This is a genomic window from Pedobacter punctiformis, assembly GCF_027213715.1.
GTDB classification, from domain to species: Bacteria; Bacteroidota; Bacteroidia; order Sphingobacteriales; family Sphingobacteriaceae; genus Pedobacter; species Pedobacter punctiformis.
In genome coordinates this window covers 546,624-559,337 of record NZ_JAPWGM010000003.1, presented here as the reverse complement: position 1 = coordinate 559,337, position 12,714 = coordinate 546,624, and the positions used below count along the sequence as shown (strand labels likewise).

7 protein-coding genes are annotated in these 12,714 nt (G+C 37.8%); 4 read left to right on the top strand and 3 right to left on the bottom strand.

Features of this window, described 5'->3' with window-relative positions:
- Window positions 1–38: 38 nt before the first annotated feature.
- From O0955_RS11660 to O0955_RS11650, 3 genes are all read right to left on the bottom strand, one after another.
- The gene (locus tag O0955_RS11660; protein WP_428982410.1) at window positions 39–959 is read right to left on the bottom strand and encodes a LuxE/PaaK family acyltransferase; all 921 of its coding nucleotides are present in this window, start codon (window positions 957–959) and stop codon (window positions 39–41) included.
- A gap of 91 nt (window positions 960–1,050) precedes the next feature.
- On the bottom strand, window positions 1,051–1,359 hold the full coding sequence (locus tag O0955_RS11655) for a hypothetical protein (protein ID WP_269427713.1): 309 nt from the start codon (window positions 1,357–1,359) through the stop codon (window positions 1,051–1,053).
- Window positions 1,360–1,403: 44 nt separating this feature from the next.
- A complete protein-coding gene (locus O0955_RS11650; RefSeq protein ID WP_269427712.1) occupies window positions 1,404–3,836 on the bottom strand; it encodes a penicillin acylase family protein in 2,433 nt (810 codons plus the stop codon).
- Window positions 3,837–4,021: 185 nt separating this feature from the next.
- Between O0955_RS11650 and O0955_RS11645 the strand changes: the two genes are divergently transcribed.
- The 4 genes from O0955_RS11645 (at window position 4,022) to O0955_RS11630 (ending at window position 12,496) form a co-directional block, all read left to right on the top strand.
- Entirely contained in the window at window positions 4,022–6,913 is a 2,892-nt protein-coding gene (locus O0955_RS11645; protein WP_269427711.1) for a TonB-dependent receptor, read from the top strand.
- 158 nt (window positions 6,914–7,071) lie between these two features.
- Window positions 7,072–9,534: a glycoside hydrolase family 31 protein gene (locus tag O0955_RS11640; RefSeq protein ID WP_269427710.1), complete on the top strand. Its 2,463-nt coding sequence runs from the start codon at window positions 7,072–7,074 to the stop codon at window positions 9,532–9,534.
- A 60-nt stretch (window positions 9,535–9,594) separates the two neighbouring features.
- Entirely contained in the window at window positions 9,595–11,559 is a 1,965-nt protein-coding gene (gene glgB / locus O0955_RS11635) for a 1,4-alpha-glucan branching protein GlgB (protein ID WP_269427709.1), read from the top strand.
- Window positions 11,560–11,920: 361 nt separating this feature from the next.
- The gene (locus O0955_RS11630; RefSeq protein ID WP_269427708.1) at window positions 11,921–12,496 is read left to right on the top strand and encodes an MliC family protein; all 576 of its coding nucleotides are present in this window, start codon (window positions 11,921–11,923) and stop codon (window positions 12,494–12,496) included.
- The last annotated feature ends 218 nt before the right edge of the window (window positions 12,497–12,714 follow it).

The following is a 12,714-nucleotide window of genomic DNA, read 5'->3' as shown; positions in this document are numbered from 1 at the left end:
ACAATAAAAAAAGCTCCGGTTCTATACCGGAGCTTTTTTTATTGTACCAATAAGTTACAGCCCCTGATGTCGGCATTGTCAAAACGGCCTAAAACTTCAAAGCTGTTATCTTTATTTATTCTGCCTAAATCCTGAGTGGCGATAAAAGAGCAGGAATTTACATTGGCTAAATCGATTACATTTATGCCACCAGTTTTGCCATTTTCAATTAAAGTTAAAGGATCGTTGGTATCGCGGATTAAAACCTGCATCCAGTTTGGACAATTAAAAATACCATCCCCCAAAGAGTAAGCCTGAGAAAGTAATTCTGTCATTCCATATTCACTGTGGATAGATTTAATGCCAAAACCTTTGGTTAGCTGATTATGCAATTCTTCGCGAACCATCTCTTTCCGTTTTCCTTTCATACCTCCGGTTTCCATTACAATTAGATCAGGAAAACTGATGTCATATTTTTCTACAAAATCAAGCAGCGCATACGTAACCCCAATGAGTACTGTTTTTTGGTTTTTCGATTTTAAATCAAGCAAGGTATTCAGCAGGTCATCATGGTTATACAAAAAATATCCACTTTGGGGATGTTTACTTTTTTCAATTAAATCATTCACCATGTAAATTAAAGAAGAACCTGACCGTTGCTGATAAGATGGGAGCAAAGCTAAAAAGTTATATTCTTCAATATTGCCATAAAACTGATTAAAAGCCTGAAGGTAACTTTGTTCGTATAATTTTACATCCGTTACCTGATGGCTGCTTTGTACCATTCCGGTTGTACCCGAACTGCTGAACGTAATTTGGACAGGCTTGGTACTGCTTAATACAGTGTGGGTTTTAAAAAATCCAATGGGTAAAAAAGGAATTTGTTCAATGCGCTCAACTGCCTGTACATTTACCCCCAAATGATGGATATATTGTTTGTAAACAGAACAATTTTCTGCCTGAAACTTAAATATATCCAATGCTGTTTGGTTAAATTGCACTGTATTTTGAATGGAAAATATATCTTCGGAATGCTTTATCACACAACAAAAATACGAAGCATAATGCTATTTAAGCGTCAGATTTTTTCACAAGCATCGCTTTGCGGAATTGATAACCACAATAACCGCTTATTCCGGCTACTAAACCACTAAGAATGCCCGTAACCAGCAGCAACAACCACCACAATTTAACACCCGTCATAATGGCAACGCGACTGGCTAAAATATTATCGTTGGGTAAACTTTTAAACAAGGCGTAGCCTATCCATAAGAGGAATATGGCAAAGAAGGATTGCCAGAAAGAGATTTTGCCTGTTTTGCCGATTATGCCGCAAGTGGCAAAAGCTATTACAATAATAACCCACCAGGGTAAAATCATTTGTAAAAGAAAGCAAACTATTAATATAACGATGAAGACCATTTTTATTTTTTAGATATTTTTAAACGAGAAATAATTTTACCTGACTGATCATCAGGAGATTGCATGTAAAACAAATCGTATAATTTGCCATTGGCCCAGGTATCAACCATGTTATCATAAAATTTACTGCCTGGATTACCGGATTGCCCACCCGGATAAACGCCATGGCCTTTTGGAGTTTTGCCAAGCTCAATAACCATACGCCATGAGGGGCCATTGCTTTCGCTGATGGCATTTATAGTACTTTTTGCTCCGCCAATCATTAAAGTTTTTGAACCAAAGCCTGGTATTTTAGCTAAGTGCGGTACATTGGTTTGTTTTACATTTGCCCAGTTCCAGTCTTTATTAATTGGCCCGAAGCGTTTTTCTAAGCTATCACAGCTGTATTTGAAAGCTTCATTAACCAAATCTGTGAGTGATTCTTTTTTGCTGGTTTTAATATTGTCGTACCACCTGGCATTAGGTTCTTTTAAAATCATTTCTACGGTACGGTCTCTTGAAGGGTAACGCATAGGTACGCCTTCTACTTCAAATTCATCATTCCAGATATCGAAAGACAGCCGTTTGGTCCAGATTTCGAAAACGCTAGCTGCAATTTTATCCGCATCATACCTTTTATCCCATTTGCTCAGGTAATTAAGGGCTTCTTTTTGTGTTGCATTAAGTTGTTCTGTATTAACCAGTGGCATTAAAGCCGGTAATACATTTTGTGCCATTATGCTGTAATTATCGGTTTGCATTAACCTGATGCTATCAGCTGTAGCCTTGTTCATTACAGCCAAACGATCATTAATTCTTTTGCCTCTTTCATAAGGCGAAAACTCCCAATTAATGTAATAAGGATAAGTTTGATCGGTAGAAGATTGATTTGCCGAACTGACAAAACCTCTCGGCGGATTTTTAACCGTTGGGTTCTGTGCTGCCGGAATCCATCCCTGCCAGTCGTAAGCCGCATCCGTACCATCCAAAATAAACTTGCCCTGATCTTTCCATTTTAAAGGAAACTTACCATTTGGTGTAATGGCAATATCATTATCTATACTGGCGAAGACAAAATTTTGGGCGGGGGCAGTATAAAAAGTCAGAGCCTTGCGGTAGTCATCATAGTTTTGACCACGGTTTAAATAGTAAAACGTCATCAGCTCATTCGATTCATCATGAGCAATCCACCTTAATGCATCCCCCACAGGAACATTATTAGCTCTACCATACTTTGGTTTTTGGAAATAAACAACCGGTCCGTGGTGTGTATAATAGACGGTATCAATTTCAGGTTTGCCACCGCGGATTTTGATGGTTTCTAAACGTTTGGTGGTTTTATTCCATTTGTTATTGTACCAATATTCGTTGTGGGCGCTGTCTTTAAATTTAATCTGATAAAAATCCAGTACATCTGCTGCCACATTGGTAACACCCCAGGCAATTTTTTGGTTAAAACCAATAATTACACCCGGTGCACCCGGAAGCGAAACCCCGTAAGTATTAACACCGGGCGCATGAAGCTGAATTTGATACCAGATGGAAGGAAGGCTCAAATCTAAATGCGGATCGTTTGCTAAAATTGGGTAGCCCGATTTTGTTTTAGCACCCGATAATGCCCAGTTATTGCTGCCGATTCCTTCAACCTTTTCTTTTGTTTTTACTTCTCCGGTTATGGCTTGTGTAAAAGATTGAGGTGTTTTTGGAATAGGAAGGGGAGTAAAATCCCATTTAGTGCCTACCGGAATAATCGGATCTTCGCGAAAAGGATAATCTGGAAAAAGATCCCTGGTTACTTCAGGGCCAAACTTTTTTAAAATATTGGTCATATAAAATTCATCCGAACCCATAGCCAAAACCGCCGACATTTGTTTCAGTAGCAAAGCACATTTTATGGGCGTCCAGTTTTCTGGTTTAAAGTCTAAAATTTTATATTCAATTGGGTAGTTGGCCTGATTCAGCGTTTTGATATAAGCGTTAATGCCATCGGTATAGGCATTAATCATCTCTTTTGCCTTTGGATCGGCCATCATGCCTTTTAAGGAATTCTCAGCGCCATAAACCATACCCATGCGGCGCTGGTAACGGTCTACTTCAATAGCCTTATCGCCAACCACTTCGCTTATTCTTCCTGCTGCAAAACGGGTTTGGAAATCCATTTGCCAAAGGCGGTGCATAGCGGTAACATAGCCCTGTGCAAGGTAAAGATCATGATCATTTTGTGCAAAAATATGTGGAATCATGCGGTCGTCAAAAACAATCTGCACCTCCGAAATGGCGCCTTTAATCTTCGCTTTATGGTTAAACATAAAATGATTATTCTCGGCATTTTGCCAAAAACCCATAAAAGGATTCAGAAACTTAAGTAATGGTGGCGTACTGCCTATTTTTGTGTTGAAGAGGAAAGCTATTGTGATTGGAATAAGGATACAAAAGACAGCTTTAATTTTATTCATATGGTTAGGTAAAAATCCAGACGTCATTTAATTATGCGCTGATGGATATAAATTGCAAAATACAAAAAAAATGTGTAGGAAAAATATAATTGACTTTCAAATTATTATGCTTACATAATTTGTTTAAACGAAAAAAAGCAGTTAAGTTTATATAACTAAAAACCAATAACCAAACTATAATATTTATGAGCAGAATTTTTACAAAGATCTTCTTTGTGCTTTTTCTTGTATTTGCAACCGGAGTTGTGGTACATGCACAAAGCATTACGGTGAGTGGAACCGTTAAAGACAAGCAATCAAAAGAGGCCTTGGCCGGGATTAGTATTACTATAAAAGGTCAGTCTGGTGGTGCAGCCACTAATGGCAGTGGTATGTTTTCTTTTACTACCACAGCAAAAACTCCTTTTACTTTAGTAGCCTCTTCAGTAGGTTATGGTACGGTAGAACAGCAGGTTAGCGGTAATACCAGCAACATTACTATAGAAATGGAAGCAGCTGTTGTTTTGGGTGGCGATGTAGTGGTTTCTGCATCCAGAACCCCTGAACGTATTTTAGAATCACCTGTTTCTATTGAAAGGTTAAGTGCAGCTTCCATAAAAGAAATTGCAGCACCTTCGTTTTACGATGCTTTGAGTAATATGAAAGGCGTGGAAACAAGTATGCAGAGTTTAACATTCAAATCCATTAATACACGTGGGTTTAACTCTAATGGAAATACCCGTTTTAACCAGTATATAGACGGAATGGATAACCAGGCACCGGGTTTAAATTTCTCGGTTGGTAACATTGTGGGTATTACAGAACTTGATATTGATAATGTAGAACTTTTGCCTGGTGCATCTTCTGCTTTATATGGCGCTGGTGGTATTAACGGAACTTTGTTAATGACTTCTAAAGATCCTTTTAAATATCAGGGTGCAAGTTTTCAATATAAAACTGGTGTTAACCATGTAAATGATAATAATAGTAGTGTACGACCTTTTAACCAGCTGGATGTACGTTTGGCAAAATCATGGAACAATAAATTTGGTATGAAAGCCGCTTTCTCTTATTTACAGGCGAAAGATTGGTTTGCAAATAATTATTCTAATTATGACCGGGTGGCCAACAGTGTTAAACCGGGAGACCGTAACTCAGATCCGAATTACGATGGTGTAAACAGTTATGGTGATGAGGTAAGTGCTAATCTTCGCTTTGTGGCTGCAGGAGTAGCCTCAAACCCACAACTTGCTCCGGCTATTGCAGGCTTTAATAATGTTATGACTCTTTTTCCTACATTAAACTATAGTAGTCTGGCTGGTTTAATTAATACAAATCCTGCGTTCGCAGCATTAAGGCCAGGCTTGCCATATCTTGGTTTAGCTTATGGGTTAAAGAATGGCTTAATTTCCAATCAGGCAGTATCCCGTACGGGTTATAATGAAGCAGATTTAGTTGATTATGATACTAAATCAATGAAATTATCTGGTGGTTTATATTATAATTTCACGCCAACTATTCAATTGGTTGCACAGGCAAACTGGGGAACCGGTACATCAGTTTATACCGGATCGGACCGTTATTCTTTGAGAAATTTTAATATCGGTCAATACAAGTTGGAACTAAAAGGACAAGACTTCTTTGTTAAAGCCTATACCACCCAGGAACGTTCAGGAGATTCATATATTTCTTCAATATTGGGTAGTTATATTAATGAAAAAACAAACCCTTCAAGAACGGGTTGGTTCCCAACTTATACTGTAGCTTATGCAACCGCTAAAGCTCAGGGTGCTTCTGATGCAGCGGCAAATGCAGCGGCAAGATCAGTTGCAGATGCAAACAGAGCTTTACCAGGTTCGGCAGCTTTTGAAACAAACAAACAAGCCATTATGAAAACGAATATTAGTGCAACAAACTTTGCTACTGGTGTTTATGGTGCTAAATTCGATGATAAAACAAACCTTTATCACTATGAAGGAATGTATAATTTTTCAAATGCTTTTAACAATGTAATTGAATTTCAGGTTGGTGCATCTTCAAGACTTTATCAGTTAAGATCTGCAGGAACAATCTTCGATGATTTAAACCGCAAGATCAACATTAATGAATATGGTGCATTTGCGCAAGCCGGAAAAAAATTCGGAGAGTTCTTTAAATTAACGGTTGCCGGTCGATACGATAAAAGCACCAATTTTGAAGGCCGCTTTACGCCAAGAATCACCGGGGTATTTACTGTAGCAAAAAATAATAACATTCGTCTGTCTTACCAAACAGGTTATCGTAACCCAACCACTCAAAATCAATATATAGATCTTTCTGTTGGTGGCGGTTCTCAACGGTTAATCGGTGGTTTACCAGAAAGCTTAGCTAAATATGGTTTAAGTACCGAAGCCACTAAAGGATATACCGAGGGCAGTTACAGAGCTTACCAAATGGCACAAGTAACCGGAGCGCCTACAACCGGAATTTTACAGAAATATACTTTCGACAGCAGAGGAGTAAGACCTGAAAGTGTACAAGCTTTCGAACTGGGTTATAAAGGCTTATTGGGCCCTAAATTCTTAATTGATGCCTATGCATATTATAATCAATATAAAGATTTTATTACCGCTGTAAATGTTTACCAGCAGGTAGGTTCAACTACAGATTATGTTAAATATGGTGTTCCGGTTAATGCTGAGGGTAAAGTAACGGCCTACGGTGCGGCTTTAGGTCTTGATTATTTAATAGGTAAATACAACATCAGCGGTAACGTTTCTTATAATCAGATTGGTGATTTGCCAGCTAATTATATCAATGATTTTAATACCCCAAAAATTCGTTACAACCTGGGCTTAGGAAACAGGGAAATTATTAAAAACTTCGGTTTTAATGTTTCTTACAGATGGCAGGATAAATTCTATTGGAATTCTTCTTTTGCTGCCGGTGATGTTCCTGCCTACAGCTCTTTGGATGCGCAGGTTAACTTAAAAGTACCTTCAATCATGTCTGTAATTAAATTAGGCGGTTCAAATGTTTTGAATAAATACTATAGCACATCTTTCGGAAACCCTGAAGCAGGTGCCATTTACTATTTAGGCTTTACATTTAACCCTTAAGCTTATTTTTTCTCTCTGAAGCCTCCGTACTTTTTTAAGTATTGGAGGCTTTTTTTATGAATTAGTAACCTGCTTTTATAAAATATTTGTATTATAGTACTTTCTTAAGCACATCCCGGTTTGAGAGTAAGATATTTTTAAATTTTTGAAAAAGTAGGATGGAATCGCAAAACGACAAACAAGACGAGATCAGTGAGTTAATTGAGAAGGAGCAGGAAATACAGCACTTAAATAACCCCGTAGATATATCTGTAAAGCCAATTGTAAAACAATACCTTGGCGCAGTAAAAAAGGTAGAAAAAGAAGGAAACAAATTTTATTTCTCTGATGGAGATGCCCGCGTGGAAATCCGCGTGGTAAGTGATGATATTATCCGGGTTCGTCTGGCACCACACGGTGTCTTTCTGGATGATTTTTCTTATGCCGTGCCTGAAGTAGATCAGAAAGTATCCCTGTTTAAAATGCAGGAAGATGATGATAGTTATACCGTATCTACACACTCTGTAACCTGTAAAATAGAAAAAGCCAACTTCCATATTTCTTTCCATGATAATATCAACAACCTGGTTATGGTTGATGAAGCCAATTCTATGCACTGGGAAGAAAATGTTGATTTCGGTGGTTATTATATTTATGCAACTAAAAAATGCCATCCCGAAGAAAATTTCTTTGGCTTAGGAGATAAATCAGGCAACTTTAATTTACGTGGCCGCAGATTTGAAAACTGGAATACCGATGCCTATTCTTTTGGCTGGAACCAGGATCCGCTATACAGAACCATCCCATTTTATATGGGTATTCATAATCAGGCCGCTTACGGTATATTTTTCGATAATACCTTTAAATCTTATTTTGATTTTGGTAGTGAAGATGTAAATAAAACCAGTTTCTGGTCTGACGGTGGCGAATTACAGTACTATTATATCCATGGCCCGCATATGATGGATGTGGTTAAACGTTATGCAAGTTTAACTGGTACACACCCAATGCCGCCAAAATGGACTTTAGGTTATCAGCAATGCCGCTGGAGTTATTATCCTGAAACCAAAGTAAAAGAAATTGCAAAACAGTTCAGAACCCGTAAAATTCCTTGTGATGCCATTTATCTGGACATCGATTACATGGATGGTTACCGTTGTTTTACCTGGAATAAAAAATACTTCCCCGATCCGAAAAGGATGATTAAAGAGCTTTCTGATGATGGTTTTAAAACCGTAGTAATGATTGACCCTGGAATTAAAGTTGACGATGATTACTGGGTTTTCAAAGAAGGTAAGGAAAACAGGTACTTCTGTCGCCGAAGCGATGATTATTATATGGAAGGGCATGTTTGGCCTGGGCGTTGTCAGTTTCCTGATTTTACTAACCCTGCTGTACGCACCTGGTTTGGTAATCTGTACAAAGAATTGGTTGAAATGGGCGTTGCAGGTTTCTGGAACGATATGAACGAACCTGCCGTATTTGGCTCAGGAACATTCCCTAATGATGTTCGCCACAACTATGACGGTTTCCGCGGTTCGCACCGTAAGGCACATAATGTATATGGGATGCAAATGGTTCGTTCTACTTACGAAGGGCTGAAAAAACTGATGCGCAATAAGCGTCCGTTTACCATTACAAGAGCCGGTTACTCGGGTATGCAGCGTTACGCCAGTGTTTGGACAGGTGATAATATTGCCACCTGGGAACATTTAAAAATCGGAAATATACAGTGTCAGCGTTTATCTGTATCAGGTGTTCCTTTTTGTGGTACCGATATTGGTGGTTTTAGCGGAGAGCCAGATGGAGAATTATTCTCCCGCTGGATTCAGTTAGGAACTTTTTCTCCTTTTATGCGTGCACACTCTGCCGGAGATACCGCAGAACGTGAACCCTGGAGTTTCGGAGAATTTTTTGAAGATATTAACCGTAAATTTATTGAATTAAGGTATCGTTTAATGCCTTATTTATATTCCGTTTTCTGGGAACATCACCGCTACGGATTTCCAATATTAAGGCCGTTGGTGATGCTGGAGCAGGAAAATATCAGTAATCATTTCCGTCAGGACGAATTTACTTATGGCGATAAACTTTTAATTTGCCCTGTTTTAGAACAAGGGGCTATTTCAAGAGTGGTTTATTTGCCAAAAGGCAGCTGGTATAATTACTGGACTAATGAAATACTTGACGGAGAAAGTGAGCATACGGTAGAAGCTAAAATAGACAGTATGCCAATTTTTGTAAGGGCAGGTTCAGTTATTCCTGAATATCCGGTTATGCAGTATGTAGACGAGAAAGCCATAACTGAAGTAACTTTAAATATTTATTACAGCAATTACGAAGTTAATTCGTTTATGTACGAAGATCACGGTGATACTTTTGCATACGAACAGGATATCTATTTGGAGAAAAAATTCACCGTAAAAGGAGATGCTCAGCATTTAAAAATTACTCAATTAATTGAAGGTTTATACACGCCTAATTATGAGTTATATGCCTGCAAATTGATGGGGGTTAAATTCCAGGTTAGAAAAATAATGGTTGATGATAAAGAGATCAAAGATTTTTATACCGACGATAAAAATTGCGTACAGTTTAAATGCAATAAAAACTTCTCAGAAATACAGATTTTCGGTCTGTAAATCTTTTAGCCCCAAATGCTGTTTAGCATTTGGGGTTTTAATTATCTAGCCAAAATACATATGTCAGCAGTAAAAAAAGTTCCTGCAAAAAAAGCAGTAGTACCACAAATTGATCAAAGCCAGTCCGTTTGGGCGTATAGCTTGTTCAGTGATTACGATATTGACCTGTTTTTGGTTGGAAAACACTTTCGCCTCTACGAAAAAATGGGGGCTCATCTGTTAACTGTAGAAAATACAGCCGGAACGTATTTTGCCGTTTGGGCACCCAATGCCATCAAAGTAACCGTTGTTGGTAATTTTAATGGATGGAACCGCGGAAGCCACATTTTAAATAAGCGCTGGGATGCATCCGGCATCTGGGAAGGTTTTATTCCGAATATAGGTAAAGGAGAAGTTTATAAATATTTTGTTAAAGGTTTTGATGAATCTGAACACGAAAAAGGAGATCCTTATGCAACAAGGTGGGAACATCCGCCACAAACCGCTTCTATAGTTTGGGATACCGGTTACAGCTGGAAAGATAAGTCCTGGCTAAAAAAACGACCGAAGTTAAATGCCCTTGATCAGCCAATTTCGGTATATGAGTTACATTTAGGCTCCTGGCAACGCGATCCCGGTAATCCTGAAAGGGTTTTAAATTGCAGGGAAATTGCAAAAACATTAGTTCCTTATATTACCGAAATGGGCTTTACCCATGTAGAGCTGATGCCGGTAATGGAATTTCCATATTTTCCAAGCTGGGGTTATCAAATTACCGGATATTTTGGTGCCAGTTCCCGTTATGGCTCCCCTCAGGATTTAATGTTCCTGATTGATGAATTACATAAAGCCAATATTGCCGTTATTTTAGATTGGGTACCCTCACATTTCCCCGGCGACAGGCACGGATTATACGAATTCGATGGCACACACTTATACGAGCATGCCGATATGCGCAAAGGTTTTCATCCAGACTGGAAATCTTATATTTTTAATTACGACCGCAACGAAGTCAGGTCTTTTTTGATCAGTAACGCATTATTCTGGCTGGATCAGTACCATGCCGATGGACTGAGGGTTGATGCCGTAGCTTCTATGCTTTATTTTAACTTTTCGAGGGAAGAAGCAGATGCTGCAACCAATGAATATGGCGGAAGTGAAAATCTGGGGGCCATTCAATTTTTAAAAGATTTGAATGAAGCTGTTTATGGAAACTTTGAAGGGGTACAAACCATTGCCGAAGAAAGCAGTACTTATCCTGGTGTAACGCATCCGGTTTATGCTGGCGGACTTGGTTTCGGTATGAAATGGATGATGGGCTGGATGAATGATACCTTAAAATATTTCAAAGTTGATCCTTTGGGCAGAAAACATCATCATAACCAGTTAAGTTTTAGCATGACTTATGCTTTTACTGAAAATTTTATGCTTCCTTTCTCGCATGATGAAGTGGTACACGGAAAATCGCCGATGTTATATAAAATGCCTGGAGATGAATGGCAGAAGTTTGCCAATTTGAGGGCCCTTTATGGTTATATGTTTACGCATCCCGGTGCTAAGCTTTTATTTATGGGTAGCGAATTTGGTGATACCAACGAATGGAACTTTACTCAATCTCTGGATTGGCATTTATTACAATATGCTCCGCATAAAGGTATGCAGGAAACGGTTAAGGCTCTAAATTTTTTATACCGTAAAGAACCTGCACTACATCATTTTAATTTTAGCTATGAAGGTTTTGAATGGCTTGATGCCGATAATGGTAACGAATCTGTATTTGTTTACATGCGTAAGGGATTAAAAGCAAAAGATACATTAATTATTGCGCTGAATTTTACACCTGTTATTCGTGAAAATTATAAAATAGGGGTGCCCTTTCAAACCAAATGGAAAGAATTATTTAGCACCGATGCAACCGAATTTTATGGCAGCGGACAGTTAAACAGTGGAGATCTTATTCCGGATAAACAAGGTTATAATAATCAGAAATTTTCTATTTCTGTTAACTTACCGCCCCTTGCAGTAGTCATTTTTAAAAGCAAGTAAAAGAGCTTGATGCTTTTAAAGCATTATTTAGCCTCAAAGATTAGCTTAATAATTTTTTGATTAAATTATTTTTCAGTGTAGGGGTAAAGTAAGATTATCGTGTCTCTTTCTTAAATAATGTCTTATGATCTGTCCAAAGAAATTTTTCATGTTAGGGGCATTATTGGATTGGTGCTCCTCTTCATTATCCTTTTAGTCGTTTACCCCTTTGTATTTTATTCAAAAACTACAGGAAACCATTTGTTTTAAACGGGCATACTGGTTATGGTCTCACCGCAGGTGGAAGTAAAACTTAACATTGACCTGCACTTTTTGGTCAGTTTTTTGTTGTTTCTATATCACATCAATTAATAAAAGTTTTATGATAAGGAAAGTATTTACAGCAGCAATTATAAGTGGTTTATTTCTAGCTTCATGCAACGGGGAGTCAAAAAAAGATTCTAAAGAAACCACGGCTACAGAGACCACTGTTAAAGAGGAAATTGTTGCGGATTCGATAATAAATGAGGATGGTTCAAAACTGGGCATGGCTTTTAATAACAGCAAAAACACTGCAACTGTTCTTTTAAATGGAGAAGAGATAGAACTGGAAGGACAGAAAGCAGCCTCGGGTATCTGGTACAAAAACGATCATTACGAATTGAGGGGAAAAGGCCGCGATTTAGAATTAACCAAAGACGATAAGGTTGTTTTTAAACATAAAGATGATGTTGTAGAGAGTACGGTGATTGATAAAACAGGGAAAAAATTGCAAATGTCGTTTAACAATACCTTAAATAAAGCCACTTTTTTACTGGATGGAGAAACCATTCATTTAAAAGGAGATACAACAGGCTCAGGTATCCAATACAGTAATAAAAACTATGTTTATACAGAACATCAGGGAAATATGGAACTAAAGAAAGACGGCAAAATTGTTTTTGAAATAAAAAAATAAATTAATTGTGCCCGATAATTTACGATGTTTTATTTCAGCTTGTAAGCTAAAAGCCTGATGGATACAGGGGTTAGGAGGAAGCATTTTTATTGGTGCTAAAGATTGGCAAAAACAAATATTTCCGATTGTTGTAGCACTAAAAATACATAATTTTTAATTTATGTAAATGTTTGTTATACAGTTAGTTAGCTTATTTAAAAATTTAATATTAAGTATAT